The organism is Streptomyces sp. NPDC059832, assembly GCF_042731715.1.
Taxonomy (GTDB): domain Bacteria; phylum Actinomycetota; class Actinomycetes; order Streptomycetales; family Streptomycetaceae; genus Streptomyces.
The window spans coordinates 1-26,382 of record NZ_JBHWIY010000033.1 but is presented as its reverse complement, the minus strand read 5'-3'; the positions used below and the strand labels follow the sequence as shown (position 1 = coordinate 26,382).

At 67.4% G+C, this 26,382-nt stretch carries 21 protein-coding genes and 1 pseudogene; 10 read left to right on the top strand and 12 right to left on the bottom strand.

Features of this window, described 5'->3' with window-relative positions; translation table 11 throughout:
- The first annotated feature begins 259 nt into the window (after window positions 1–259).
- Both ACFV8T_RS36560 and ACFV8T_RS36555 read left to right on the top strand, forming a co-directional pair.
- Window positions 260–658, top strand: a complete 399-nt coding sequence (locus ACFV8T_RS36560; protein WP_055592324.1) for a hypothetical protein — start codon at window positions 260–262, stop codon at window positions 656–658.
- Entirely contained in the window at window positions 655–1,056 is a 402-nt protein-coding gene (locus ACFV8T_RS36555; RefSeq protein WP_385335980.1) for a hypothetical protein, read from the top strand. Before ACFV8T_RS36560 ends, ACFV8T_RS36555 begins: the two co-directional genes overlap by 4 nt.
- Window positions 1,057–1,068: 12 nt before the next feature.
- Here ACFV8T_RS36555 and ACFV8T_RS36550 read toward each other — a convergent pair whose 3' ends face one another.
- The 5 genes from ACFV8T_RS36550 to dnaB form a co-directional block, all read right to left on the bottom strand.
- Window positions 1,069–3,720, bottom strand: a complete 2,652-nt coding sequence (locus ACFV8T_RS36550) for a TniQ family protein (RefSeq protein ID WP_385335978.1) — start codon at window positions 3,718–3,720, stop codon at window positions 1,069–1,071.
- Window positions 3,717–4,838, bottom strand: coding sequence for an AAA family ATPase (locus tag ACFV8T_RS36545; RefSeq protein ID WP_385335976.1), 1,122 nt, complete (start codon window positions 4,836–4,838; stop codon window positions 3,717–3,719). The genes ACFV8T_RS36550 and ACFV8T_RS36545 overlap by 4 nt, the downstream gene beginning before the upstream one ends.
- The gene (locus ACFV8T_RS36540) at window positions 4,835–6,964 is read right to left on the bottom strand and encodes a helix-turn-helix domain-containing protein (protein ID WP_385335974.1); all 2,130 of its coding nucleotides are present in this window, start codon (window positions 6,962–6,964) and stop codon (window positions 4,835–4,837) included. Before ACFV8T_RS36540 ends, ACFV8T_RS36545 begins: the two co-directional genes overlap by 4 nt.
- Entirely contained in the window at window positions 6,961–7,692 is a 732-nt protein-coding gene (locus ACFV8T_RS36535) for a TnsA-like heteromeric transposase endonuclease subunit (RefSeq protein WP_385335972.1), read from the bottom strand. The genes ACFV8T_RS36540 and ACFV8T_RS36535 overlap by 4 nt, the downstream gene beginning before the upstream one ends.
- Before the next feature lie 418 nt (window positions 7,693–8,110).
- Window positions 8,111–9,571: a replicative DNA helicase gene (gene dnaB, locus ACFV8T_RS36530; protein WP_266425630.1), complete on the bottom strand. Its 1,461-nt coding sequence runs from the start codon at window positions 9,569–9,571 to the stop codon at window positions 8,111–8,113.
- Window positions 9,572–10,046: 475 nt separating this feature from the next.
- Between dnaB and ACFV8T_RS36525 the strand changes: the two genes are divergently transcribed.
- A complete protein-coding gene (locus ACFV8T_RS36525) occupies window positions 10,047–11,384 on the top strand; it encodes an MATE family efflux transporter (RefSeq protein ID WP_385335970.1) in 1,338 nt (445 codons plus the stop codon).
- Between the two features lie 173 nt (window positions 11,385–11,557).
- Here the strand turns inward: ACFV8T_RS36525 and rplI are convergent, their stop codons facing one another.
- The 4 genes from rplI to rpsF form a co-directional block, all read right to left on the bottom strand.
- Window positions 11,558–12,004 (bottom strand): 50S ribosomal protein L9, encoded by a 447-nt coding sequence (rplI, locus tag ACFV8T_RS36520; RefSeq protein WP_072487612.1) that lies wholly within the window; start codon window positions 12,002–12,004, stop codon window positions 11,558–11,560.
- Between the two features lie 18 nt (window positions 12,005–12,022).
- Window positions 12,023–12,259: a 30S ribosomal protein S18 gene (gene rpsR / locus ACFV8T_RS36515; protein ID WP_003967857.1), complete on the bottom strand. Its 237-nt coding sequence runs from the start codon at window positions 12,257–12,259 to the stop codon at window positions 12,023–12,025.
- A gap of 43 nt (window positions 12,260–12,302) precedes the next feature.
- Window positions 12,303–12,917, bottom strand: a complete 615-nt coding sequence (locus ACFV8T_RS36510) for a single-stranded DNA-binding protein (protein ID WP_266416786.1) — start codon at window positions 12,915–12,917, stop codon at window positions 12,303–12,305.
- A gap of 74 nt (window positions 12,918–12,991) precedes the next feature.
- Window positions 12,992–13,282, bottom strand: a complete 291-nt coding sequence (rpsF, locus tag ACFV8T_RS36505) for a 30S ribosomal protein S6 (RefSeq protein ID WP_266416788.1) — start codon at window positions 13,280–13,282, stop codon at window positions 12,992–12,994.
- 277 nt (window positions 13,283–13,559) lie between these two features.
- On the opposite strand from rpsF, the gene ACFV8T_RS36500 reads away from it, so the two are divergent.
- From ACFV8T_RS36500 to ACFV8T_RS36490, 3 genes are all read left to right on the top strand, one after another.
- Window positions 13,560–13,874, top strand: a complete 315-nt coding sequence (locus ACFV8T_RS36500; RefSeq protein ID WP_365464192.1) for a hypothetical protein — start codon at window positions 13,560–13,562, stop codon at window positions 13,872–13,874.
- Window positions 13,875–14,108: 234 nt separating this feature from the next.
- Entirely contained in the window at window positions 14,109–15,227 is a 1,119-nt protein-coding gene (locus ACFV8T_RS36495) for a lipid II:glycine glycyltransferase FemX (protein WP_385335967.1), read from the top strand.
- A 117-nt stretch (window positions 15,228–15,344) separates the two neighbouring features.
- The gene (locus ACFV8T_RS36490) at window positions 15,345–16,376 is read left to right on the top strand and encodes an alanine racemase (protein WP_124719891.1); all 1,032 of its coding nucleotides are present in this window, start codon (window positions 15,345–15,347) and stop codon (window positions 16,374–16,376) included.
- Window positions 16,377–16,424: 48 nt separating this feature from the next.
- Here the strand turns inward: ACFV8T_RS36490 and ACFV8T_RS36485 are convergent, their stop codons facing one another.
- Together ACFV8T_RS36485 and ACFV8T_RS36480 are read right to left on the bottom strand one after the other, a co-directional pair.
- On the bottom strand, window positions 16,425–17,924 hold the full coding sequence (locus ACFV8T_RS36485) for a glycosyltransferase family 87 protein (protein WP_385335965.1): 1,500 nt from the start codon (window positions 17,922–17,924) through the stop codon (window positions 16,425–16,427).
- Window positions 17,925–18,025: 101 nt separating this feature from the next.
- The gene (locus tag ACFV8T_RS36480) at window positions 18,026–20,752 is read right to left on the bottom strand and encodes a transglycosylase domain-containing protein (RefSeq protein ID WP_385335963.1); all 2,727 of its coding nucleotides are present in this window, start codon (window positions 20,750–20,752) and stop codon (window positions 18,026–18,028) included.
- Window positions 20,753–21,141: 389 nt separating this feature from the next.
- On the opposite strand from ACFV8T_RS36480, the gene ACFV8T_RS36475 reads away from it, so the two are divergent.
- The 3 genes from ACFV8T_RS36475 to ACFV8T_RS36465 all read left to right on the top strand — a co-directional run bounded on the left by ACFV8T_RS36475 (window position 21,142) and on the right by ACFV8T_RS36465 (window position 24,387).
- A complete protein-coding gene (locus ACFV8T_RS36475; protein WP_385335961.1) occupies window positions 21,142–21,849 on the top strand; it encodes a helix-turn-helix transcriptional regulator in 708 nt (235 codons plus the stop codon).
- Window positions 21,850–21,911: 62 nt separating this feature from the next.
- Entirely contained in the window at window positions 21,912–22,994 is a 1,083-nt protein-coding gene (locus tag ACFV8T_RS36470; protein WP_385335959.1) for an inositol-3-phosphate synthase, read from the top strand.
- A gap of 124 nt (window positions 22,995–23,118) precedes the next feature.
- Complete coding sequence (locus ACFV8T_RS36465) at window positions 23,119–24,387, top strand: MFS transporter (protein ID WP_385335957.1); 1,269 nt, start codon at window positions 23,119–23,121, stop codon at window positions 24,385–24,387.
- Between the two features lie 144 nt (window positions 24,388–24,531).
- Here the strand turns inward: ACFV8T_RS36465 and ACFV8T_RS36460 are convergent, their stop codons facing one another.
- Window positions 24,532–25,974, bottom strand: a complete 1,443-nt coding sequence (locus tag ACFV8T_RS36460; protein ID WP_385335955.1) for a CCA tRNA nucleotidyltransferase — start codon at window positions 25,972–25,974, stop codon at window positions 24,532–24,534.
- Between the two features lie 173 nt (window positions 25,975–26,147).
- On the opposite strand from ACFV8T_RS36460, the pseudogene ACFV8T_RS36455 reads away from it, so the two are divergent.
- Window positions 26,148–26,382 (top strand): annotated as a pseudogene (locus ACFV8T_RS36455) (hypothetical protein); the annotation flags it as partial.

Sequence of the window (26,382 nt, the reverse complement as noted above, 5' to 3'; positions counted from 1 at the left end):
TCCCCTGCTTGGGGAGCCAGTCGCGGCTCCACTGACTGGAGATGTGCGGGTGCTTCTGACGGATCTGTGGCAGCAACACTGGCCCGGCTGCCCGCCGGTCGGCCACAAGCTCCGTGAGCCCTACAGGAATGTCTGGGTCCGCTTCCACAGTCCGTCGGGTCTTTGACATCAGCATCACCGGCCTGCCGGTTTCTTGATAACCACGGCTTCCACGACACGGAGGTCGAGCAGGTCGCCGGACCTCCGGGATCATGACGCCATGCAACTCCGATACTTCAATCAGACCGGATGGACCGCCATCTTCAATGGCACTGAGACCGAGATCGGTCGCATGGTGCGTGTGGAGGGATGGGATCCCGCAACCGGGACAGCCTTGGTGGTCGACCCGCAGCGAGGGGCACTGCGCCAGGTCACGGACTACGTGGACTTCTCCCACTTGGAGCGGGCCGATCAGGTCGTTGCCGCGATACCCGGTGGGGGATGGCGGGCACACTGGACGGATGAAGGGCCGGGTGGATCACCTCTCACGGAGCAGGTGCTGGCCTGGTTGATCACTTCGCAGGGCCGGGCGACTGCCATCACGGTCGATGCTCAGGGGCATGTGGAGGACGCCGACAGCGCCGACGCCTTCATACCGCCGGGTGAGGAGCTTCAGTGACGGCGTCGATGCCGCAACAGGCGGGCCCGGCGTCTGAGGGTCGGGCTTCTGATGCCGGCTGGGAGGCTCCCTACTACCGGGTTCGGGCCGCCGACTTCCAGGTGCTCTTCCTCGTGGAACCGGACGAGGCGATCGAGGAGGTCTGCAACGTCGATGCCGAGGTTCATCTTGCCGACGGGTCGCGCTGGAGTTCCACGATCTTCACTCTCGCCGAGGTGGATCGGCTCATGCGGAGCTGGGAGGCGAGCGGAGAGGCGGTCTCCGGGCAGTGCTTCTTCTGCGCGGACGGGCTGATCGTGCGGAATCCCGGCATCGGCAGCATGGTGCGCGTGATTGCCGGGCTGGTGGCACCAGGCGAGTTCGACGGGGTGTTTCGGCGCATTGCCGACCCGGAATGATCATGCCGCGTCTCAGGGCATCGTGTTGTCCTGCATCTTTCGAATGGCCTTGAGCACCTTCTTCCCCAGGGGAGTGAGCGTCATGGGCCTTCCGCGTTCCGCCCGGACCAGGAGTGGTCCACCGAGTTCTCGTTCGATCCGGTTGATCTGTGCGACGAGGGTGAAGGTGTTGAGGCCGAGGGCTGCTGCCGCCGCGCTGAGGCTGGGGTGGGCGGACGCGGCGGCGAATCGGCTCAGGCGTTCGTCGGCGCCTCGGCCGGTGAGTGCGGGCCGGAGGATGCGCGGTGCTCGGCCAGCCTCGTCGGCGGCTCGGAGTGCCTGGTTGTGGCTGGCGCTTCCGCGTGGTCGCAAGGGGATGCTGTGGGTCTTGGCCCAGCGCGCCATGTTCGAGGTGCTCATGCCCTTCTCGCGTGCGAGGTCGGGGAGTGTGCGGTGGCAGTGGACGTACTGCTCGATCAGCCAGTCCCGGTCGACTGTCCCGCGGGGCTGGTAGTCCTGGGGTCCGTCGCGGAGCGGGATGTCGTAGTCGTGCGCGAGAGCGGCCAGCACTTTGCGGGAGAAACCGGTGACGGCGCTGATCTGGTTGAGGGACTGGTATTCGTCCGAGTAGAGGCGCGCGAAGTCCTCCTTCGCCAGCTCCCGACGAGCCCTGCGACGGGTCGCCCCTGTCGCCCGGGCAGTGGCCTGGTCCTGTGGAAGGGCGGGGGCGGGGTGCTCGTCCAGGACGTAGCGGATCGCCTCGATGCCGGTGCCGAAGACTGCGGCTGCGTGCTGCACCGACTTCTTCTGCCGACGGATGAGGTCATGCAGGTCCGGGACATCGATGGGGGCGGGATCGAGGCCCGGAAGGTCCAGTCCGTCGAGCAGAGTGATAGGTGGCTGCCAGGTCACAGGTTCGGCTTCGATGCCACTGGCTGTCAGGAACTCTCGGGCCGCACGGTCGAGTTCCGCGGCGAGTTCGGGGGTCTGATGGATCGCAGCGCGGGCGGTCTCGGCCCTGAAGGGCGCCTCGTCCTCCTGGCGGTAGCCCGGTGCGGCTTCGGCCGGGAGCCCGCTGATGCGTTGGAACAGCCGGCAGCGGAAGATCTGCTCGCGTCGGCCTTGGCCGGGAGGTGTGCCGGTGCGGCGGCAGATGTCCACCCAGAGCTCGTGGGGCAGCAGGTCGCGGTAGTCGAGGTTGCGTCGACGCTGGTAGTCGATGGGGACGCTGTTGGAGTCGAGGTGGTCGGCAAGACGGACCAGGGCTGTGGTCACGTCCGGCCAGGACGGCTGACCGTTCAGCATCTGGAGCGTGCGGGAGACCGTGATGCCGTCGACGGCCCCGCCGAGGTGCCGGGATGCTCCGTCGAGGCTGGTTCTGCTGCCGACGACCAGGAGCACGCAGGCCAGGGCGGGGGTGAGGACTCGGGGGTAGACCTCGTTGGAAGGGCTGAGTCGCAGTGCCCATGCCGGCCAGAACATGCTGGGCACCTTCCGGGCCCGTTGGAGCACCTCGGTGTCGGTGAGGTCGGGCCTGCTGGGCATGGGGGTCGCTGTGCGGAAGCGCAGTTGGTCGCTGGGCCGGAGGGACGGGCCGAGGGCGGCCAGGTAGAGGGCGTTCAGGGCGGGGGTCAGGCCGCGTCCCCAGCTGTCGATGCTGGTGGCGCTGATCTGCCAGAGGTCCTCCCGCATTGCCTCCAGGAGTCCTCGCATCACCTCGCCTGCCCGTTGCAGGTCTTGGTGCTCAAGCACGCGAAGCGCGATGGCCACCCCGACCGCGGCGCTCGCGGCCCGGGGTGGCGCCATGAATCCGGGGCGTTCCGCAGCCCGGGTGGCGAGCGGGGAGTCCTTGTCGGGCGACAGGTGCTCAGCGACGAGATCGGCAGGCAGCATGTCGTTGATGAAGGCGGCGGGAAGATCGGCCAGAACCCTGCCGGCGATGGCTCGGATATCTGTGAGGGCGCCAAGTCTCGGCTGAGGAAGAGCAGCGTAGGCGCCGAAGGACGTGATGTCCGACTCGATGGTTTCCAGAAGACGGTGCTGGGCCGTCAAAGCCGGGTGACCGCCCGGAAGTCGCAGTGTCTTGGTGCCGGCCAGGTCGAAACCGCAGCCCCCGAAGGGGGGCCTGCCGGGCTGGGAGGGTGGATTGCCGCAGAGGGACGGTTGGGGTGTGACGCGTCCGGAGTGGGGCCTCTGTCGTTGGACACGTCCGCAGTTCGGACAGCAGTCGGCGAGCAGACGCTGATGCCGGGTGCAGGCGAAGGCCCACCCCAGACGCCAGAAAAGCTGCCAGCGGCCGCCTGAGTCGGTCAGGCAGTCCGGGCAGAACCGCGATCCCCTTCCACGACCCCAGAGCACCCGGCGGTCGACGTGCCGACGGACCGGGTCGATGCGAAGGGCACGCTGGTCGTAGTGGGCCAGTGTCATGGCCGTGATGACCGCCGGCGGTACGCCGCTCGCGTATGCGACGGCTGCGGCTTCGTGCTCGCGCAACGCGATGGTCCAGTCCGACGGGATGTCGTGGAGGTGGTTTCCGGAGCGCGCCCGGACCGGGAAGCCGAGATGGGACGTCACATCACCCAACGGCGTGCACAACCGGTGGGCGAGTGCCTCCAGCCACGAGTCGAGGGCCTCGCCGGGCAGGGGATCGAGCCGGATCGGCAGCATCCTCGGGAGGCGTGTCACGCGGATTGCCTGACTGCACGCTGGGGCCGGCTGGTCAAGCGCCGCTTCTCCAGAGCGGCTTCGAGTTCCTGACGCGCCTTCTCCGACGCTTCGTCGTTCTTCACCTCGTCCAACAGGCTCCGGCTGAGCCTCTCCTCCCCGTTCCGGACGGCCCGCTGGCAGCCGCGGTTGATCAGCGTCATCAGGGAGCCGATGTGTCCGGTGCTCCGGGCGAAGAGGTAGTCGGACAGGTCGTCCGCGAGCATGCCCGGGTGCTTGTCGGCCAGGACCAGGCGCTGTTCGAGGGCCAGCAGCATCTTCCGCCACTCCTGGCGATTCTTCTCGGTCTCGATCGTGAAGGGCCGCATGCCGAGCCGTGTGGTGCGGCGCCCCGTCTGGGCCATGACCGCACCGCCCCTTGTCCCGCCCTCGCTGAACAACCCTTTGTCAGCGAGCCCGACGCCGACCATCAGCAGCGTCACCGGGAACTCGTTGGCGATCCACTTGAGGTGGTTGCTGACCTCGATGCCGTTGGTCCGGCGCCATTTGAGGAAGTGGAGATCGTCCAGCACGAGCAGACGCACCTCGCAGGACAGGACGCAGTCCAACGCTCGCTGGCCGAGTTGGGCAGTGGTCCCGCGGTTGCGTCCCGGGTGGCCGAAGAACTCCAGCATGGCCCGGTTGAGGTCCTTCATTCCTGTGTTGCCGGTCAGGCCGACCCGGCAGACAGGGACCCGTTCGTCGCCCTGGGCGGTGAACTCCCCCTGCTCGGCTATCTCCCGTCGGTAGAACTCACGGGCGAATGCGAGCACCGAGGTGGTCTTGCCCAGGCCGGGAAAGGCATCGACTGCGACGGCGCCCTTGGCCTTGTCGCCGTCCTGGAGGTTGCTGTCGATGATGTCCCACAAGTCCTCGTGCAGCTCGGCCAGTTGTGGCGTCCGGAGCGGCCCCAGGTTGGCGTGCCACTCACGCCTGCGAAGGTCACGGTCGGCACGCTCCTGCCGGCCCAGGGCCTTGTGCTGGGCGCGTGTCATCGCTTCGGGTTGGGTGCGGCGGGGACCATCGGCGAATGCCTTGAAGTCCTCCTTCCGGGACAGTGCCAGGTTCGCCGGGCTGGGCAGGCTGGTTGTGCCCGTCACACGTCCTCCAGGGCGTCCGCGTAGAAGTCGTCCTCGCCGGCGAGGTCTTCCAGATCGACTTCGTCGTCATCGCCGACTTCGCCAGGCTCCGGCCGCTCGGGCTCTACCGGGTCCGAGCCGGCTCCGAGTGCCTGGCGTACGGACGGAAGCGAGATGACCGTCTCGGCCTCGGTCTCCGGCAGTTCGATGGCTGCCTGTTCACGGGAGAGGCGCAGGGCCATGCGCCGTTCGGCCAGCGTCGTGCCCAGTCCGAGGTTCCACCGTTCCAGCAGGTCGGCGACGGCGAGCCGGTCGTCCGGGTAGCGGTACTTCGAGACGGCCAGCTTCCGTGCGAAGACCAGGGCGTCCTCGCTCAGCGGCATGTGAGCGGCAGGAGCGTGCTCCCAGACCAAGGTGTGCCAGTGGCGGCTGTCAGGGTCGCGGAAGTAGATCCTGGTGATGTCGTCGGGGTCGACCTGGAACGGCCAGCCGTCCTTGGCGGGGCTGTTGTACGGGCTCTTGATGTTGCGATAGGGGTCGAGCGCAGCGCCGTTGTAGCGGCGGCGGTCGATTTCGACGCCGTAGTGCTGGATCGTGCGCCACTTGGTCTGCAGGAACTCGAAGGCGAGGTTCGGATCCCGCGGGGCCTCGATATAGCCGGCCCGCGCCATGCCGTGCTCGAACATCTTCGCCGGGGACATCCTCATCCCGGGCAGACCCGGATCGAGGAGACCCGAGTGGGGCCGGCAGTGGTAGACCACCGCAGTCCACTCGCGGATGATCGCCTCCAACTCGTCGAGGAAGAAGAACGCGTCGCCCTCCGGCCTCTCGCCCCGAGAGTGGATGTCGGGCCCCTTGTAGCCGGGCAGGGCCTGCAGGAGGTCCTCCCGGATGGTCCGGAAGAACCGCTCGACCGGTCCCTTGTCCCGGCCCGTCCGCAGCCGCGCCGGCTGGATCGAGATGCCCATCCGGCGGCAGACGCTGGTCAAGTGCTCCGAGACATAGACCTTGCCGTGGTCGACCACCAGCGTCTCCGGGACCAACACCGGCGAGGCGAGCCCTGGGCCTTTGGCCCCACCGACGTCCACCAGTACCGTCCTGGGGATCCCGTGCTCGGGCCAGACCGCATGCCTCGGCCAGTCCTCCCCCGCCGGTCGAGGCCGGAACGACTGGTAGAGCACCGCGCTGACATCCACCGCCTTCGTCGACACCGGCGTGACACGGATCCCGGTGATGCAACGGGTGTACCAGTCCATACCGACCGAGAGCTCGGCCTGCACCCACCGCAGCGTGAACGGGTCGAACGCGAAGACGTCCAACCGGGTGGAGTCCATCAGCAGGTATTCGCCTGGCCTGGTCGGCCGCAGCTTGCCATAAGCGCTGTCCGGCCGATCGGCGATGTCACGGTTCCGCTTGGTGCTGAGCCGGAACAGGGGGTGCCGCCTCTCCAGCTCCGTGAGTACCCGATAGGCCGTGGCTTGGCTGGGCTGAGGTACGACATCGGGACCGAACCGTGCGATCAGTCGGGCCTGGGTCCGGTCGATGACCATCTTGCGTGACGGCTTCGACTGACCGGTGTGCTCGACCATGACTTCCAGTGCGGTCTCCACCCATTGGTCATCGGCCCTGCCGAAGGGTCGTGCCTGGGAACTTGTCCGCTGGATGAGACCGGCCTCACCGTGTCGGCGGTAGTCGGCAACCCACCGTCGGATGGTGCGATCGGTGACTCCGAGTTCCGCAGCCTTCGCCGCATAGCGTGCCTCCAGCGGCAGCGTCGGCGTGTACGGATCCTGCGGTTCGCCTTCACTCGCGACTTCAGCAGTGCCGGACCGATATCCGGTGAGAAGCTCCCGAACGTGCTCGGCCCGCTCCAGGAGCTGCCGTCTGTCGTCCTCGTCCAACTGCCCCAGCACCACCGAGGCGATTTCCTCGGCATCGTCCGAGGACGGTCCAGGTCCCTCGGGGATAAGGGTGGCTCGGTCGGAAAACAACAGTTCCCGCAAAGACAGCCGCAAGATCCTGCCGTGGTGGTCCTTGAGGACGACCTCGTTGCCGGCCGTGGTGGCGGCCATCTCGACCACCTCGACGGTCTCCCCGTCGTAGCGGAAGTGTGTACCGACGCCAACCCGCGCCCCTGCCCTGCTCACGCCGCCCTCCTCAGCACGTGCGCCGGGCTGAACGGTCGGCCGAGATCAATCGTGAACTCTTGTGTCCACAGCAAGTGATAGATCGCGGCCCGGACTTGCTCCTCCGGATATTCGGGAAGGCTGCCCGCAGCACGACGCAAGGAGACTCCGTCGAGCTGAGCGCTTCGGAGCTCGTCGACGAGCCCACGACCGAACAGCCAGTCCGTGCGGTAGCCCGACAGGAACCGGACGTTCTCCAGCTCAACCGAAGGTGGCTCGCTCCAGACCTCGTACCTCCAACCACGAACCTCCACAGCCTCACGGGTCCAGTCGAATGTGAAAGCCACCTCCGACTTGAACAACCGATGCAGTGGCTTCACATCCACGACCACGGGCCCGTCGTCGGTAACCAGGAGGTAGTCCGGGATGTGCTTGCGCACAACGCCGTCCACTTCGGCCTTGAGCAGAAAGGGCTGGGCCACGATGGAACGGACGGACGGCTCGAAATCAGCGAAGAGGAGCCGCGCCAGTTCAAGGCGCGACTCGTAGATGATGTGGTCGCACGTCGTGGCGGACCAGTAAGTACCCGAATAGTGCCGCTGACCCCTGTACCAGCGGAAGGTCCGCCAGGGTGCCGCTGCCGCAAGCCCGTCGATCGATGACGCGGTCCACTCCCGGTTCTCGACCAGGCCGCCGTTCGCGTTCCGCAGGCTCACGGTGATCGATGCCGCGCTCAGCCCTGCCACCATGAGTCACCCCCGGATCGTCGGCAGCCTCCTTTGCGAACGCTACGTTCGCATCCGCGCGAGGCGCCCACGCCGGACCTGAAGCAAGGTCACCCGAACGAGTGATGGGATTGGCCAGCGATTCTCAATCCCGTGTCAGATCGGTCAGTCACATGACATAGCGACCGAGAAAATGACACGGGATTTGAGAACCTACAAGGTGTAGGTTCTCAATCCCGGTGTCATCTGCCGACGCTGTGACCTGGGCGTTCTTCCGCTGTCTCACGCCCTGTCATCCGCCGGCGTTCTCAGATCCGTGTCATTTCCTCTGCTGGCCCGGCAGGTTGCAAGCCGCTGACCTGGGCGTTCTCACGGCCTGACATCCAGATGACACGGCGACTGAGAAAATGACACGGGATTTGAGAACCTACACAAGGTGCCGTCAGGTCTGCGCCATGTCCACGAAGCGCGAGTAGTGGCCCTGGAAGGCCACTGTGATCGTCGCCGTCGGACCGTTACGGTGCTTGGCCACGATCAGGTCGGCCTCACCGGCGCGGGGGGACTCCTTCTCGTACGCGTCCTCGCGGTGCAGCAGGATCACCATGTCGGCGTCCTGCTCGATGGATCCGGATTCACGCAGGTCGGAGACCATCGGCTTCTTGTCCGTGCGCTGCTCTGGACCACGGTTCAGCTGGGAGAGCGCGATGACCGGGAGCTGAAGCTCCTTCGCCAGCAGCTTGAGGTTTCGGGACATGTCCGAAACTTCCTGCTGACGGCTCTCGGCACGCTTCGAGCCGCCGGACTGCATCAGCTGCAGATAGTCGATGACCACGAGCTTGAGGTCGTTGCGCTGCTTGAGACGACGGCACTTCGCCCGGATCTCCATCATGGAGAGGTTCGGGGAGTCGTCGATATAGAGCGGGGCGGCCGAGACATCCGGCATGCGGCGGGCCAGCCGCGTCCAGTCCTCGTCGGTCATGGTGCCGGAGCGCATGTGGTGCAGCGCCACCCGTGCCTCGGCGGAGAGCAGACGCATCGCGATCTCGTTGCGCCCCATTTCGAGGGAGAAGATCACGCTGGGCAGGTTGCTCTTGATCGAACAGGCCCGCGCGAAGTCGAGGGCCAGCGTGGACTTACCCATGGCGGGACGGGCGGCGATGACGACCATCTGGCCCGGGTGCAGGCCGTTCGTCAGCGCGTCGAGGTCGGTGAAGCCGGTCGGCACCCCGGTCATCTCGCCGCTGCGCGAACCGATCGCCTCGATCTCGTCGAGCGCGCCCTCCATGATGTCGCCGAGCGGGAGGTAGTCCTCGCTGGTGCGCTGCTCGGTGACGGCGTAGATCTCGGCCTGCGCGGAGTTCACGATGTCGTCGACATCGCCGTCGGCCGCGTATCCCATCTGCGTGATCTTCGTACCGGCTTCGACGAGCCGCCTCAGGACCGCCCGCTCGTGGACGATCTCCGCGTAGTACGAAGCGTTGGCCGCGGTCGGCACGGACTGGACGAGGGTGTGCAGATACGGCGCTCCGCCCACCTTGGTGATCTCACCGCGCTTGACCAGCTCGGCAGCCACCGTGATCGGGTCGGCCGGCTCGCCCTTGGCGTAGAGGTCGAGGATCGCCTGGTAGACGGTCTCGTGCGCGGGACGGTAGAAGTCGTGGCCCTTGATGATCTCCACGACATCGGCGATGGCGTCCTTGGACAGGAGCATGCCACCGAGGACCGACTGCTCGGCATCGAGGTCCTGGGGCGGCACCCGCTCGAAACCGGGAGAGCCGCCCTCCCAACCGCCGCTCTCCCTGCCGCGATCGTGCTGCTCGCCGCGGTCCCGGCCTTCACCGCGGCGCTGCCGGGAAACGGGCAGACGGTCGCTGGGACCGGTCTCGGCCCAGGGGTCGTCCAAAGGCTCGGGAATGCTCACCGGGCACCTCCTCCCGTCCGCTCCGCGGACCTCGCCATGCCACTCTTTCTTACGGCACAGCACCGACAAACAAGACGCCCGACTCCGGTTCCGGCGCGTCGAGTTCTGCTGGTTCCAAGGCGAGAACGGGGTGCGGGCGCCGGTCCACGGTAGGCCGCTCGGCACCGTCAGCCAATCTGGTTATCCACAGGGCATGTGGACGACCGACCAGATGCTGTGGAGAACTCTGCAGAACCTGTGCACGGAGCAGGGGACAGCACTGTGGACAAACTCATAGCACCTACATCATCAGCGCGCTGACCTGGACTTTCCCCATCCACGGGCTGTGGGGGAGAAAAACTTTCCGAGTCAGCACAAGATCACGACAAACGGCACACGGGAGAACGCCGACCCTCAGTAAATGTAAGGACTACTAGGCCATTGCATCCATTACCTGTGGAAGATTAGATTGACCCCCATGATCCAGGCCCCGGCACCCCCGCCGCCCAGTCGCCGACGGCACGACCGCGAGATCATCTCGCTCGCCGTCCCTGCCTTCGGCGCGCTCGTTGCCGAGCCGCTCTTCGTGATGGTCGACAGTGCGATCGTCGGCCATCTCGGCACCCCGCAGCTGGCCGGCCTGGCCGTCGCCGCGGCTCTGCTGACCACCGCCGTCAGCGTCTTCGTCTTCCTCGCCTACGCCACCACCGCGGCGGTGGCACGTCGGGTCGGGGCGGGCGATCCGGCCTCCGCGATCCGACAGGGCATGGACGGCATCTGGCTGGCGCTCCTGCTGGGCATCGCCGTCATCGCCGTCGCTCTTCCCACGGCCCCCTGGCTGGTGGACATCTTCGGAGCCTCCGACACGGCAGCCCCCTACGCGACCACGTATCTGAGGATCTCCAGCCTCGGCATCCCGGCCATGCTCGTGGTGATGGCCGCGACCGGAGTCCTCCGCGGCCTGCAGGACACCAGGACACCGTTGTACGTCGCCGTCGGAGGCTTCGCGGCCAACGGAGCCCTCAACGCGGGACTGGTCTACGGCGCCGGTCTCGGTATCGCCGGATCGGCCTGGGGCACCGTGATCGCGCAGATCTCGATGGCCGTCGCCTACCTGATCGTGGTGGTACGGGGGGCGCGACGGCACGGCGCCTCGTTGCGTCTCGATGCCGCCGGCATCAGGGCCAGCGCCCAGGCAGGCGTTCCACTGCTGGTCCGTACGCTGTCGCTCCGTGCCGTCCTGATGATCGCCACAGCCGTCGCCGCCCGCCTCGGCGACACCGAGATCGCCGCGCACCAGATCATCCTCTCCCTCTGGAGCCTGATGGCCTTCGCTCTCGACGCCATCGCCATCGCCGGTCAGGCGATCATCGGCCGCTATCTGGGAGCCGATGACGCCAAGGGCGCGCGCGAGGCATGCCGCCGCATGGTGCAGTGGGGCATCGTTTCCGGGGTGGTGTTCGGGGCGCTGATCGTGCTTGCCCGCCCACTGTTCGTGCCCTTGTTCACCAGCGACCGGACCGTGCAGGACACTCTGCTCCCGGCGCTGCTGGTGGTGGCGCTGTCCCAGCCGATCGCCGGCGTGGTCTTCGTCCTGGACGGAGTGCTGATGGGAGCCGGAGACGGGCGGTACCTGGCGTGGGCCATGCTCGTCACTCTCGCGGTCTTCGCCCCGGTCGCTCTGCTGGTGCCGGTGATCGGTGGCGGCCTGACGACACTGTGGTGGGCAATGGCTCTGACGATGACCGTCCGCATGGTGACGCTCTGGCTGCGCACCCGCTCCGGCAAGTGGATCGTCACCGGTGCCACCCGTTGAGCCACCGGCCGTGATCCGTTCGCCGGGCCACCGGCCGTGGTCCCGTTTCACGTGAAACAGTGAAACCGTGAAACGGGGCCACGGGAAGCCGGACCAGGACGGCGGAGCCCGAAACGATGAAGGGCCGCACCCCGCGGGGTGCGGCCCTTCAGCTGCTCAGGTGAGCTGTGCCCTTAGGCAGCAACGACCTCGATGCCGAGGTTCGCAGCGACCTCGGGGTGCAGACGCACGGACACCTGGTGTCCGCCGAGCGTCTTGATCGGCGAGCCGAGCTCGACGCGACGCTTGTCGACGTCGGGGCCACCGGCGGCCTTGATCGCCGAGGCGATGTCGGCCGGAGTCACGGAGCCGAAGAGACGGCCGGCGTCGCCGGAGCGAACAGCCAGACGGACCTTCACGGCCTCGAGCTTGGTCTTGATCTCGTTGGCCTGCTCGATCGTGGCGATCTCGTGGATCTTGCGGGCGCGGCGGATCTGCGCCACGTCCTTCTCGCCACCCTTGGTCCAGCGGATGGCAAAGCCACGCGGAACCAGGTAGTTACGGGCGTACCCGTCCTTGACGTCGACGACGTCGCCCGCAGCACCGAGGCCGGAGACCTCGTGGGTGAGGATGATCTTCATGATTCGGTCACCCTTCCCTTATCGCGCGGTGGACGTGTAGGGCAGCAGCGCCATCTCACGGCTGTTCTTGACTGCCGTGGCGACGTCACGCTGGTGCTGCGTGCAGTTGCCGGTCACGCGGCGGGCACGGATCTTGCCGCGGTCGGAAATGAACTTCCGCAGCATGTTCGTGTCCTTGTAGTCCACGTACTGGGTCTTGTCCTTGCAGAACGCGCAGACCTTCTTCTTAGGCTTGCGCACAGGCGGCTTCGCCATGGTGTTTCTCCTGTGTGATCAAGAAGTGGGGGTACGAGCTGCCCTAGAAGGGAGGCTCGTCCGAGTAGCCGCCGCCGGAGCCGCCGGAGCCGCCGGAGCTTCCGCCCCAGCCGCCTCCGCCGCCCTGCTGGCCCCCGCCCTGCTGACCGCCGGACGGCGCGCTCGTGGCCCACGGGTCGTCGGCGGGAGCGCCGCCACCACCCTGCTGGCCACCGCCACCGGGACCGCCGCCCCAGTTACCGCCGCCCTGCTGGCCACCGCCGTATCCACCCTGGCCGCCCTGACCACCGCGACCGGTGGTCTTGGTGACCTTGGCCGTGGCGTTCTTCAGGCTGGGGCCGACTTCCTCGACATCCAGCTCGTAGACCGTGCGCTTGACGCCCTCGCGGTCTTCGTACGACCGCTGCTTCAGCCGGCCCTGCACGACGACGCGCATGCCTCGCTGGAGCGACTCGGCGACGTTCTCCGCCGCCTGCCGCCAGACCGAGCAGGTGAGGAACAGGCCTTCGCCGTCCTTCCACTCATTGGTCTGCCGGTCGAAGATGCGGGGAGTGGACGCGACACGGAACTTCGCGACCGCCGCACCGGACGGGGTGAAGCGCAGCTCGGGGTCGTCGACGAGATTGCCGACGACCGTGATGACGGTCTCGCCTGCCATGGATGAACCTCTCGGCGGGGATTGCTTCTGGCTGCTTGCTGCTACTCGAACCCGATGACCACTGAGCTAGATGCTCAGTGGGACTCGGGACGGAGGACCTTGGTCCGGAGGACCGACTCGTTCAGGTTCATCTGGCGGTCGAGCTCCTTGACGATCGCAGGCTCGGCCTGCAGATCGATGACCGAGTAGATGCCCTCGGGCTTCTTCTTGATCTCGTAAGCGAGACGACGACGGCCCCAGGTGTCGACCTTCTCAACCTTTCCGTTGCCCTCACGGACGACGGAGAGGAAGTTCTCGATCAGCGGGGAGACAGCGCGCTCCTCGAGATCGGGGTCGAGGATGACCATCACCTCGTAGTGACGCATGTGGAACCCACCTCCTTTGGACTCAGCGGCCACGGTCGTTCCGTGGCAGGAGGGTCGTGATGCGTAAGCAACAGTGTCTCCGAGTAAAACAGCCGCCACTGACAACGCCCTCCATCGAGAGGGGGCTGATGTGCTGGCCTGGGCAGACACCGGTGCAGACCGTACAGAGTACCCGCACACCGGCTTCCGGTTGAAATCCGGTGCCCAGGAGACGCAATCTGGACACATCGGGTGTGACCGGCGCCACGGCGCGCCCCTTTCGGCCAGGAGGTACTCCATGGCACAGGCAATACGACCCCGTCCCCCCGTTTCCCTTCTCGCCACGGACGGCAAGACCCACCCGCTCCAGGAGACCCTGGTCGCGGTGACGCTGATCCTCGGCGTGCTTGCCTTCGTGACGGCGATGTTCCACAACCTGCATCTGATCAGCTCGTGGGCCGGACTCATCGGGATCCTCACGGGTGCGTACGGGCAGTACATCTCGGTGACCACGCGCGAACGGTTCCCGCTGATCATCGGCATGGGCGCAGCCGCCATCGGCTTCTTCCTGGGCATGGCCCACGGCGGCCTCTTCGGCGGCGTGGTGGGCTGAGCACTGCAGACAGCAGGTGATCCACGACCGGCACACGACAGACGGACGGCGCGAGGAACCACACAGGGGCCTCGCGCCGTTCCTCGTACAAGGACCCGTCGCCCCGGGTCGCGACGGCGGCGGAGCCGCCAGGTCCCATAGGGCCAGACGGCCCGCTCGTCGGTCACAGTAGGCTTCGGCGCGAGAGCCGGAGCCCCTGACCGATGGGGACACACCTGCCGAGGAGCGCCCCGCATGAGCCTGACCCTGAGGACCATCAGCCGAGAGCAGCATCTGGCATACATCCAGAGCCTGCCCGCGGCGAGTCACATGCAGGTCCCGGCATGGGCGGACGTGAAGGCGGAGTGGCGCTCGGAGAGCCTCGGCTGGTTCGACAGGAACGGACAGCTCGTCGGCGCCGGCCTGGTGCTCTACCGGCAGTTGCCCAAGATCAAGCGGTACCTCGCCTATCTGCCCGAGGGCCCGGTCATCAACTGGTACGCCCCGAACCTGGACGACTGGCTGCGGCCGATGCTGGCGCATCTCAAGCAGCAGGGCGCCTTCTCCGTGAAGATGGGCCCGCCGGTCATCATCCGTCGCTGGGACGCGGCCGCCATCAAGTCGGGCATCCAGGACCCGGAAGTGAAGCGCCTGCGCGACGTCGAGGCCACCCACATCGAGCCGCGTGCCTTCGAAGTGGCGGACCGGCTGCGGAAGATGGGCTGGCAGCAGGGCGAGGACGGCGGCGCCGGATTCGGTGACGTACAGCCCCGCTACGTCTACCAGGTGCCGCTGGCGAACCGGTCGCTCGAAGACGTCCACAAGGGCTTCAACCAGCTGTGGCGACGCAACATCAAGAAGGCCGAGAAGGCCGGCGTCGAGGTCGTCCAGGGAAGTTACGCCGAGCTCGACGAGTGGCAGCGGCTGTACGAGATCACGGCGGAGCGCGACCACTTCCGGCCGCGTCCGCTGGGCTACTTCCAGCGCATGTGGACGGCCCTCAACAACGAGGACCCCAACCGGATGCGGCTCTACTTCGCCCGGCACGAGGGCGAGAACGTCGCGGCCGCGACCATGCTGATCGTCGGCGGGCACGTCTGGTACTCCTACGGCGCGTCCGCCAACCACAAGCGCGAGGTCCGGCCCTCGAACGCGATGCAGTGGCGGATGCTGCGCGACGCGTACGCCATGGGGGCCACCGTCTACGACCTGCGCGGCATCTCCGACTCGCTGGACGAGACCGACCACCTCTTCGGTCTGATCCAGTTCAAGGTCGGCACCGGCGGGCAGGCGGCCGAGTACGTCGGGGAGTGGGACTTCCCGCTCAACAAGCTGCTGCACAAGGCGCTCGACATCTACATGTCGCGCCGCTGATACACGCAGTCCGATACGCACCGCCCCGCTGACGAAACCGGCTTCATTGGTTTCAATGGGGACTTCGGCTCCACACACCTCCCACACAGCAGCCACCAGAAGGGTTCCGGACCGGCCATGGCGCTCTCCCTGTACGTCGACACCGCGCGCTGGCGGGCGCACCAGAAATCCGTCCTCGACCAGTTCCCCGGCCTCGTCCCGGTCTGCAAGGGCAACGGCTACGGCTTCGGCCACGAGCGGCTGGCCGACGAGGCCATCCGCTTCGGCTCCGACATGCTCGCCGTCGGAACCACCTACGAGGCGGCCCGCATCAAGGACTGGTTCAGCGGCGACCTCCTGGTCCTCACCCCGTTCCGCCGGGGCGAGGAGCCCGTGCCGCTGCCCGACCGGGTCATCCGCTCCGTGTCCTCCGTGGACGGCGTGCACGCCCTGGTGGGCGCACGGGTCGTCATCGAGTGCATGAGCTCGATGAAGCGCCACGGCGTCAAGGAGGAGGAGCTCGGGCAGCTGCACGCCGCCATCGAGGACGTACGGCTCGAAGGCTTCGCCCTGCACCTGCCGCTGGACCGCACGGACGGCTCGGACGCGGTCGAGGAGGTCATCGGCTGGATGGACCGGCTGCGTGCGGCCCGGCTGCCGCTGCACACCATGTTCGTCAGCCATCTGCGCGCCGAGGAGCTGGGCCGGCTCCAGCAGCAGTTCCCGCAGACCCGTTTCCGGGCCCGCATCGGTACCCGCCTGTGGCTCGGCGACCACGAGGCGACGGAGTACCGGGGTGCCGTCCTGGACGTCACGCGCGTGGCCAAGGGCGACCGCTTCGGCTACCGCCAGCAGAAGGCCGCCTCGGACGGCTGGCTGGTGGTCGTCGCCGGCGGTACGTCGCACGGCGTGGGCCTGGAGGCCCCGAAGGCCCTGCACGGTGTGATGCCGCGCGCCAAGGGGGTCGCCCGCGCGGGCCTGGCCACCGTCAACCGCAACCTGTCCCCGTTCGTCTGGGCGGGCAAGCAGCGCTGGTTCGCCGAGCCGCCGCACATGCAGGTGTCGATCCTGTTCGTCCCGTCGGACGCCCAGGAGCCGAAGGTCGGCGACGAGCTGGTGGCCCATCTGCGCCACACGACCACCCAGTTCGACCGCCTCGTCGACCGTTAGGTCCCCTCCGGCGGGTCGGGGTCTCTCCGGACGGGAGAGACCCCGGTCTCAGTCGGCGACCGGTCCGCGCGCCGCGCCCCATTCCACCCGCGGCCCTTCCACCGCGGGGTGGGCATGCTGCGACGGATGCGCCGCCCGCCCCAGCACGAACACGTCCGGGGCCCCGTCGAGCACCCCGCCGGACGGATCGTCCGACCCGTCGCGCCGTACGACGTCCCGCTCCGGCATGAGGATGTCCCGTACGACCACGGCGCAGAGGTACAGCGTGCCCAGCAGATGAAGGGCGATCGCCAGCTGATACCCCTCCGTGGGCAGCCCCTGGTGCTTGTCCCCGCTCGTCGTGTACGCGAGGTACATCCAGATCCCCAGGAAGTACATGACCTCGCACGCCTGCCAGATCAGGAAGTCGCGCCAGCGCGGCCTGGCCAGGGCGGCCAGGGGGATCAGCCACAGCACGTACTGCGGCGAGTAGACCTTGTTGACGAGGATGAACGCCGCGACGACGAGCAGGGCGAGCTGTGCGAAGCGCGGCCTGCGCGGCGCCATCAGGGTGAGCGCGCCGATGCCCGCGCACAGCAGGACCGTCGTCAGGGTCGAGACGGTGTTGACGGTCGACACCTCGATGCTCTCGCCGGTGCGCTGGGTGATGATCAGCCAGAAGGAGCCGAAGTCGATGCCCCGTTCCTCGCTGAATGTGTAGAACTTCTTCCAGCCCTCGGGTGCCAAGGCCATCACCGGCAGATTGACCACCAGCCAGGACACCACGGCCCCGAGCGTCGCCATGCCGAACTCCCGCCATTTGCCCGCCCGCCAGCACAGGACGAACACCGGCCCCAGCAGGAACACGGGGTAGAGCTTGGCGGCCGTGGCGAGTCCGATGAGGACGCCGAACGCCAGTGCCCGCCCCCGGGACCACATGAGCATCGCCGCGGCCGTCAGCGCGACGGCCAGCAGGTCCCAGTTGATCGTCGCGGTGAGCGCGAAGGCCGGCGCGAGGGCGACCAGCAGTCCGTCCCAGGGGCGGCGCCGGTGCGTACGGGCGACGCAGACGGCGATGATCACGGCGCAGATCATCAGCATGCCCGCGTTGACCATCCAGTACATCTGCTCGCGGTGCTGAATGGACCCGCCCGGCGTCAGCCAGGAGGCGACCTGCATGAACACCCCCGTCAGGACGGGGTACTCCAGGTACTGCATGTCACCGGGCAGCCGGTCGAAGTACGGCACGAGGCCGTCGGAGAAGCCACGTGCGGCGAAGAGATGCGGAATGTCCGAGTAACAGGCGTGCGTGTACTGCGAACCCGCGCCCCTGAACCACGCCCAGTTGTAGCAGGGCAGCTTCTGCACCATGCCCAGCGCGAACATCCCGAGGGCCACCAGCGCGACAACGGCCACGGGTGTGAGCGCCGTGCTGCCGAGCCGTGTCCAGCGTCCCGACCGCCCGCCGATCAGCTCGCTGCCGGCCGCGGCGACCTCGTCCTGGTGCGTGGGCCGCACGACGGACCGTTCCTGCTGCTGGTGCACACTCGTGTCTTCTGCGCTTGGCATGCGCTCATCCTGCCGTACAGGGTTGTGGAAACGACGAGGGCCGCCGCACCGTGTGGTGCGGCGGCCCTCATGACCGGTCGGCCCACCGGGCCGTGCGGACGCTATCCTCCCGGCCCGCCGAGGAATCCGCCGTTGCCGTTCCCGCCGTTGCCGTTCCCGCCGTTGCTGTTCCCGCCGTTCCCGTTGCCGCCGTTCGCGTTCCCTCCGGTCGGTGGGTCGGGGGTCGTCGGCGGAGGGGTGCCACCACCGGTGTCTCCGCCGTTCGCGCCGGTGCTGGTCCCGCCGTTGTTGTGCTGGCAGTCCCAGTCCCACGTGCCGCAGGTCTCGCCGGGGTCGGGCGGCGACGGGGTGGTGCTCGTCGAGGGCGACTCGGTCACCGACTTGGACGGCGCCGGCGTCGTCGGCGCGGTGGGCGTCGGCCTGGGGCTCTGCGCACCGCCGCCGTAGACCGTGTCACCGATCGGGCCGGGCTCCGGGAACGTCAGGGCCGGCTTCCCCTTCAGCGCGCCCAGCATGTAGTCGTGCCAGATCTGGGCCGGGAACGACGCACCGTGGATCGTCTTCTCGCCACCCGTGCCGTACATCTTTTCGAACTTGCGGTTCTTGTTCGTCGCATCGTCGTCGAGCCGGTACATGCTGATGGCCGTGGACAGCTGCGGCGTGTAGCCGACGAACCAGGCCGACTTGTTGTCGTCCGTCGTACCCGTCTTGCCCGCCACGTCCCGGCCGGGGAGCTGCGCGGGGGTACCGGTCCCCTTCTCGACGACGTTCTTCAGGACATCGGTGACGTTGTCGGCGATCGCGGAATCGAAGGCACGCTTGGGGGCGTCCTTGTGCCGGTAGATCGTCTTGCCGCCCTTCTTCGCCTCGGAGACCGAGTAGGGCTCGCGCTGCATACCGCTGGCGGCGAAGGTCGCGTACGCGCCGGCCATGCGGATCGCGCTGGGCGAGGACGTACCGATGGAGAACGACGGCACATGCGAATCCGCCATCTGTTCGTCGTCCTTGAGCCCCGCGGCCATGGCGATCTTCTTCACCTTGTCGGTGCCGACGTCCATGCCGAGCTGTACGTACGGGGAGTTGGCGGACCACTGCATCGCCTCGCGAAGGGTGATGTTGCCCTTCGACTCATGGCCGTCGTTGGCCTGCAGCCACTCCTTGCCGTTCTCGTCGGTCCAGATCTCGCCGTTGTACTTCTTGATCTTCAGCTTGTCGTCGGCGTTGTAGATGCTGAGCGGCGAGACCTTGGTGCGCTCCGACGGTTCCTGGTCCTCCTCGAGCGCGGGGTTCCGCTTGCCGTACTCCATCGCCGCCGCCAGCACGAACGGCTTGAAGGTCGAACCGACCTGCGCACCGGTGGGGTTGGCGTTGTTGGTGAAGTGCTTGGTCGCGTCCTGGCCGCCGTAGATCGCCACGATGGCCCCGGTCTTGGGATCCACCGACCCGCCGCCGAACTGGACGTGGGTGTCCGTCTCGGGGCGCTGCTTCGGCTCGATCTTGCTGTCGTAGACCTTCTTGACCGCGGCGTTGAGCTCCTTGACCTTCTTCTTGTTGAAGGTGGTGCGGATCTGGTAGCCGCCCCGGGCCAGCATCTCCGCCGTGACGCCCTGGGTGTTGTTGCTGAGGAAGTACTGCCTGGCGAGTTCGACCAGGTAACCGGTCTGACCGCTCAGCTGGGCGTTCTTCTTCGGCTGGAGGGGCATCGGGAACTTGGTGTACTTGTCGCGCTCCGCTTTCGCGAGGCGCCCGTCCTTCACCTCTTCGTCGAGGATCCACCGCCAGCGCTTGATGGCCCGCTCGGTGTTCAGCTTCGGCGTCGCCTGCTTGGGGTCGACATCGGTAGCACCCGCCGGGTCGTAGTAGGACGCGCCCTTGAGCAGCGTGGCCAGGAACGCGCACTCGCTCGGATTCAGATCGACAGCGTCCTTGCCGTAGTACGTACGGGCCGCCGCCTGGAGCCCCGAAGCACCTCGTCCGTAGTACGAGACGTTGAGGTAGCCCGCGATGATGTCGTTCTTCTTCATGTCATTGCTGACCTTGAGCGTGATGAAGAGTTCCTGGAACTTCCTGCTCAGGGTCTGTTCCTGGGACAGACGCGAGTTCTTCACGTACTGCTGGGTGATCGTCGAACCACCCTGTGTCTCGCCTCCGGTCGCCATGTTGAACAGGGCTCGGGCGATACCCATGGGGTCGATGCCCCGGTCGTGCTCGAAGGACTTGTTCTCGGCCGAGATGACGGCGTTCCGCATCGCCTCGGGGATCTGCTCGAAGCTGATGATCTGGCGGTTGACCGCACCGCCCGTGGCGACCATCTGCGAGCCGTCGTCCCAGAGGTAGACGTTGTTCTGAGCCTCCGCGGCATCCTTCACCGTGGGCTTGCCGACCATCGCGTACGCGATGCCGGCGATGCCCATGAGCAGGCCGAGGAAGCCGATGCAGAGGCTGGAGACCAGCTTCCACGACGGCACCCAGCGCCGCACGCCGTACTTCCCGGCCCTCGGGTAGTCGATGAAGCGCTTCTTCGCGGGGCGCTTGCCTGCGCGGCCCCGCCCCCTGCCAGGCCCCTCCTGACCGCCGTCGCCACCACCACCACCGCGGCGACGTCCACCGGCACCGCCGCCGCGGCCCGCGCCACCGCGCTGGGCGGCTCGTCTGGCCTCGGCACGCCCGCCGTACGGGCTGTCCCCACCATGCGATCCGGAAGGTGACTCAGAAGTTACTCCGCGTGACGGAGCGGCGCGGCGTCCTGAGGACTGCTGGGCGGCTCGTCTGGCCGCTGCGCGCCCACCACCTTGCGGTTGCGGCGTTTTGCGACGGTGCTCGCTCATCGAACGACTACTCCTCGGGCAGGCGAGAGCGCCTGGAAGCGGCAGTTGAGATCCGGTCCCCCCGAATTACGGACAAGCCTTGCGACAGGCTCGTCCGCCATGCGTCCGGCTGGTCCGCGAAGACTGACGCGCGCGGGCGTCGCACGGTTCCCGGTGGTCTGCATGCCGCACAGACTACGCACGGTCAAAACCCTCCTTGGGCCGAACTTCACCCCAAACAACGCAAGTCGGTGCCTACGAATTCACGATGTGACGCCGTTCACGATGGCCCCCCTTGTCGCATCGCGACGACCGATCTATCGTCGTGATGTATCGAGTCGATACATCAGCTCGGTACATCAGCCCGGCACAGGGCCCCGCAGGAGCACTCGGAGAAGGAGGAGGCGAAGTTGAGCAGACGCTCCGGCATCCTCGAATTCGCCGTTCTCGGCCTGCTCCGCGAGTCCCCGATGCACGGCTACGAGCTGCGCAAGCGCCTCAACACCTCGTTGGGGATCTTCCGCGCCTTCAGCTACGGCACTCTCTATCCCTGCCTCAAGACGCTGGTCGCCAACGGCTGGTTGATCGAGGAGCCGGGGGCCGCCCCCGCCGACCTTCCGCCCACCCCCGGCCGTGCGGTCGCCCCCGCCTCCTCACTGGCCGGGCGCCGCGCCAAGATCGTCTACCGGCTGACAGCGGAAGGTAAGGAGCACTTCGAGGAGCTGCTCTCGCACACCGGCCCCGACTCCTGGGAGGACGAGCACTTCGCAGCCCGCTTCGCCTTCTTCGGGCAGACGGAGCACGAGGTGCGGATGCGCGTGCTGGAAGGCCGGCGGAGCCGGCTGGAGGAGCGGCTGGAGAAGATGCGGGCCTCTCTGGCCCGCACCCGCGAACGCCTCGACGACTACACACTTGAGCTGCAGCGACACGGCATGGAGTCCGTGGAGCGCGAAGTGCGCTGGCTGAACGAGCTCATCGAGAGCGAGCGGTCGGGACGGGATCAGCGACGATCCTCGCCCGGGAGCGAAGCTCAGCAGAACACAGCAGGAGAGACGGGCGGCCTGCCCCGGCGCAGGGGTGACACCCCGCCGGATCCGTCCGACGACACCGCAAAGTGAGGTCCCCGCAGATCCGCGGGGCCTTCATCGGGAACATCCAAAACACACAGGGAGCAACCGGAATGGGTTCGGTTCGCGTAGCCATCGTCGGCGTGGGCAACTGCGCCGCCTCGCTGGTCCAGGGCGTCGAGTACTACAAGGACGCCGATCCGGCCGGCAAGGTGCCCGGTCTGATGCACGTCCAGTTCGGCGAGTACCACGTGCGGGACGTCGAGTTCGTCGCCGCCTTCGACGTCGACGCGAAGAAGGTCGGTCTCGACCTCGCGGACGCCATCGGTGCCAGCGAGAACAACACCATCAAGCTCTGCGACGTGCCGAACGCCGGCGTCACGGTCCAGCGCGGCCACACCCACGACGGTCTCGGCAAGTACTACCGCCAGACCATCGAGGAGTCGGCCGAGGCCCCGGTCGACATCGTCCAGATCCTGAAGGACCGCAAGGTCGACGTTCTCGTCTGCTACCTGCCGGTCGGCTCCGAGGTCGCTGCGAAGTTCTACGCGCAGTGCGCCATCGACGCCAAGGTCGCGTTCGTCAACGCTCTCCCGGTCTTCATCGCCGGCACCAAGGAGTGGGCGGACAAGTTCACCGAGGCCGGTGTCCCGATCGTCGGCGACGACATCAAGTCGCAGGTCGGCGCCACCATCACGCACCGCGTGATGGCGAAGCTCTTCGAGGACCGGGGCGTCATCCTGGACCGCACGATGCAGCTGAACGTCGGCGGCAACATGGACTTCAAGAACATGCTCGAGCGTGAGCGCCTGGAGTCCAAGAAGATCTCCAAGACGCAGGCCGTCACCTCCCAGATCCGTGACCGCGAGCTCGGTGCGGACAACGTCCACATCGGCCCGTCGGACTACGTGGCCTGGCTGGACGACCGCAAGTGGGCGTACGTGCGTCTTGAGGGCCGCGCCTTCGGTGACGTTCCGCTGAACCTGGAGTACAAGCTCGAGGTCTGGGACTCCCCGAACTCCGCCGGTGTCATCATCGACGCCGTCCGCGCCGCGAAGATCGCCAAGGACCGCGGCATCGGTGGCCCGATCCTCTCCGCTTCCTCGTACTTCATGAAGTCCCCGCCGGTCCAGTACTTCGACGACGAGGCCCGCGAGAACGTCGAGAAGTTCATCAGGGGCGAGGTCTCCAACTGACGCAGCCGGACACGGTGCGTCCACGCGGCCGAGCACTGAGCGGCAACGCTCCTTCCTCCCCGCGCTGTTGAGGGTCCCCGGGCAATCTGCCCGGGGACCCTCAACGTATGTGACTCTTGATCGCATGGCCGTCGTGGGTGATCTGCGCGTTCTTCTGCGCCTTCGGAACTTCCGTCGTCTGCTGGCCGTACGACTCCTCTCCCAGTCGGCCGACGGTGTTTTCCAGGTGGCGTTGGCGACTCACGTCGTCTTCTCGCCGGAGAAACAGGCTTCGGCAGGTGCCATCGCCTCCGCGATGGCGGTGCTGCTGCTGCCCTACTCGCTCATCGGCCCCTTTGCCGGCGTTCTGCTGGACCGCTGGCCGCGCCGCCAGGTCTTTCTGTACGGAAACCTGCTGCGTGCCGCGCTCGCCTGCTGCACGGCGCTCCTCATCCTCGGTTCCGTACCCGACTGGCTCTTCTACGCCTCGGCGCTGTGTGTCACCGCGGTCAACCGCTTCGTCCTGGCCGGCCTCTCGGCCGCGCTGCCGCGTGTCGTCGACAGCGACCGGCTGGTGCTGGCCAATTCGCTCTCGCCGACTGCCGGGACGCTCGCGGCCACGGCGGGCGGCGGCCTCGCCTTCGCCGTACGACTGCTGCTCGCGGAATCCGATGCCGCGGTGGTACTGCTGGGCGCGACGCTCTATCTCGCTTCGGCGCTGGCCTCCCTGACCCTTGCCACCGGACTCCTCGGGCCGGATCCGGACGGACACCGGATCGGACTGAGGGAGGCCCTGGCCGCCACCGCGCGGGGGCTGGCCGACGGGTTGCGCCATCTGGCGGAGCGGAAGCAGGCCACCCGGGTGCTGACCGCCATGACCGTGATGCGCTTCTGCTACGGAGCGCTGACCGTGACGGTGCTGATGCTGTGCCGGTACGCCTGGACCGACAGCGAATCCGAAGGCCTGGCTCTTCTCGGACTGGCCGTGGGGGTCTCCGGTGCGGGGTTCTTCGCGGCGGCCGTGCTGACGCCCTGGGCAGCGGGACGGCTCGGCCGGTTCCGCTGGATGGCGGTGTGCGCGGCGGGGGCCGCCGTCCTCGAACCCGCACTGGGGCTGTGGTTCGTCCCCGTACCGATGCTGGTCGCGGCGTTCGTTCTCGGGCTGGTCACCCAGGGGGCAAAGATCGCGACCGACACGGTAGTGCAGACGTCGGTGGAGGATTCCTTCCGCGGCCGGGTCTTCTCCCTCTACGACGTGCTGTTCAACGTTGCTTTCGTGGGAGCCGCCGCGATCTCCGCGCTGCTGCTGCCTCCCGACGGGCGGTCGACCGTGGTGGTGATCGGAGTGGCGGTTCTCTACGCGGTCGTCGCCGTTCTGCTGTTCCGATGGGACCGCATCGGAGAGGCTCGCTAGCGCCGGAGGCTCAGCAAAGCGAGGGGCGCTGTTTCACGTGAAACAGCGCCCCTCGTCAGTTCGGAGCGCGGTACCGGAGGGTGGTCATGTTTCACGTGAAACATGAGCGCGTTTCCCTGTCGGCAGAGCTGGCCTCCAGCAGCCTCAGCCCTGCGCGGCCCACCACTCCTTGAGCTTCTCGACCGCCCTGTCGTGCTCCATCGGGCCATGCTCCAGGCGCAGCTCCAGCAGGAACGCGTACGCCTTGCCGATGACCGGCCCGGGACCGACGCCCAGGGTCTTCATGATCTCGTTGCCGTCCAGGTCGGGGCGGATGGCATCCAGCTCCTCCTGCTCCTGCAACTGCGCGATGCGCTCCTCCAGCCCGTCATAGGTCCGGGAGAGGGCGGCGGCCTTGCGCTTGTTCCGCGTGGTGCAGTCCGAGCGGGTCAGCTTGTGCAGCCGCTCCAGCAGGGGGCCGGCGTCGCGTACATACCGACGGACCGCGGAGTCCGTCCACTCGCCGTCGCCGTAGCCGTGGAAGCGCAGATGAAGCTCCACCAGCTTCGAGACGTCCTTGACCATGTCGTTGGAGTACTTGAGCTCGGTCATCCGCTTCTTGACCATCTTGGCGCCCACCACCTCATGGTGGTGGAACGAGACGCGCCCGTCCTTCTCGAAGCGTCGCGTCCTCGGCTTGCCGATGTCATGGAGGAGGGCGGCAAGGCGCAGAACCAGATCGGGGCCGTCCTCCTCCAGGTCGATCGCCTGCTCCAGGACGGTCAGCGAATGCTCGTAGACGTCCTTGTGACGGTGATGCTCGTCACTTTCCAGACGCAGCGCGGGAAGCTCCGGCAGCACCTGCTGCGCCAGCCCCGTGTCGACGAGCAGCGCCAGCCCCTTGCGGGGGTGGGTGGAGAGCAGCAGCTTGTTGAGCTCCTCCCTGACCCGCTCGGCGGAGACGATCTCGATCCGCCCGGCCATCTCCCTCATCGCGGTGACCACATCGGGGGCGACATCGAAGTCCAGCTGAGCCGCGAAACGGGCAGCGCGCAGCATGCGCAGCGGATCGTCGGAGAACGACTCCTCGGGTGTTCCGGGGGTACGCAGAACGCGCTCCGCCAGGTCCTCAAGACCACCGTGCGGATCGATGAATTCCTTCTGCGGAAGTGCGACGGCCATCGCGTTGACCGTGAAGTCACGGCGGACGAGGTCTTCCTCGATGGAGTCGCCGTAGGACACCTCGGGCTTGCGCGAGGTCCTGTCGTACGCCTCCGACCTGTATGTGGTGACCTCGATCTGGTAGCCGTCCTTCTGGGCGCCCACGGTGCCGAAGGCGATCCCGACCTCCCACACCGAGTCGGCCCAGGGCCGGACGATCTTCAGTACGGCCTCGGGGCGGGCGTCCGTCGTGAAGTCCAGGTCGTTCCCGAGCCTGCCGAGAAGCGCGTCCCGGACCGAGCCTCCGACCAGGGCGAGACCGAACCCGGCGTCCTGGAAACGGCGAGCAAGGTCGTCGGCGACCGGGGACACCCGCAGCAGTTCACTGACTGCGCGGTGCTGCACCTGGGTCAGGGCACGGGAGCTGTCTTCATTGGCGTTCGACACAACAGAAAAGGGTACGTGCCCGGACCGGCCCGGTCGCCCTGGTTTCGTCCCGCCCTGCAAGACTCTTCCGATCATGTAGCGAACTCCCCAGCACTTGGCACCCGCGCACATCGTTACCATGCGTGGACGCAACAACCGACACCAGCTGACGACGACGAGGGACGGGTAAGCGCGTGGCCGAGCCGGCAGACATTCAGGGGATCGATCCCTCTCCTGCCCGCCGGTGGCTGCGGCGCACAGCCGCCCTGATCATCGGGGCGCCGCTCGTCGCAGCTCTGCTGGCCGGCCCGACCGCACCCGCGGCGCAGGCCGCCGGGACCGGCAAGGCCCCCACCGGGTCCGAAACGGTCGACGTGTCCCTGAACACCCTGGCTCCGAGTGCGCCGGTCAAGGGGGACACCCTGACCG

What these genes read in the sequence shown, in the direction of transcription:
- ACFV8T_RS36490 (WP_124719891.1), top strand. Translation starts at nt 15,345, where the DNA reads ATGGCGCTCTCCCTGTACGTCGACACCGCGCGCTGGCGGGCGCACCAG.
- rpsR (WP_003967857.1), bottom strand. Translation starts at nt 12,259, where the DNA reads ATGGCGAAGCCGCCTGTGCGCAAGCCTAAGAAGAAGGTCTGCGCGTTC.
- ACFV8T_RS36480 (WP_385335963.1), bottom strand. Translation starts at nt 20,752, where the DNA reads ATGAGCGAGCACCGTCGCAAAACGCCGCAACCGCAAGGTGGTGGGCGC.
- rpsF (WP_266416788.1), bottom strand. Translation starts at nt 13,282, where the DNA reads ATGCGTCACTACGAGGTGATGGTCATCCTCGACCCCGATCTCGAGGAG.
- rplI (WP_072487612.1), bottom strand. Translation starts at nt 12,004, where the DNA reads ATGAAGATCATCCTCACCCACGAGGTCTCCGGCCTCGGTGCTGCGGGC.
- ACFV8T_RS36560 (WP_055592324.1), top strand. Translation starts at nt 260, where the DNA reads ATGCAACTCCGATACTTCAATCAGACCGGATGGACCGCCATCTTCAAT.
- ACFV8T_RS36525 (WP_385335970.1), top strand. Translation starts at nt 10,047, where the DNA reads ATGATCCAGGCCCCGGCACCCCCGCCGCCCAGTCGCCGACGGCACGAC.
- ACFV8T_RS36535 (WP_385335972.1), bottom strand. Translation starts at nt 7,692, where the DNA reads ATGGTGGCAGGGCTGAGCGCGGCATCGATCACCGTGAGCCTGCGGAAC.
- ACFV8T_RS36495 (WP_385335967.1), top strand. Translation starts at nt 14,109, where the DNA reads ATGAGCCTGACCCTGAGGACCATCAGCCGAGAGCAGCATCTGGCATAC.
- ACFV8T_RS36485 (WP_385335965.1), bottom strand. Translation starts at nt 17,924, where the DNA reads ATGCCAAGCGCAGAAGACACGAGTGTGCACCAGCAGCAGGAACGGTCC.
- ACFV8T_RS36510 (WP_266416786.1), bottom strand. Translation starts at nt 12,917, where the DNA reads ATGGCAGGCGAGACCGTCATCACGGTCGTCGGCAATCTCGTCGACGAC.
- ACFV8T_RS36465 (WP_385335957.1), top strand. Translation starts at nt 23,119, where the DNA reads ATGGCCGTCGTGGGTGATCTGCGCGTTCTTCTGCGCCTTCGGAACTTC.
- ACFV8T_RS36470 (WP_385335959.1), top strand. Translation starts at nt 21,912, where the DNA reads ATGGGTTCGGTTCGCGTAGCCATCGTCGGCGTGGGCAACTGCGCCGCC.
- ACFV8T_RS36500 (WP_365464192.1), top strand. Translation starts at nt 13,560, where the DNA reads ATGGCACAGGCAATACGACCCCGTCCCCCCGTTTCCCTTCTCGCCACG.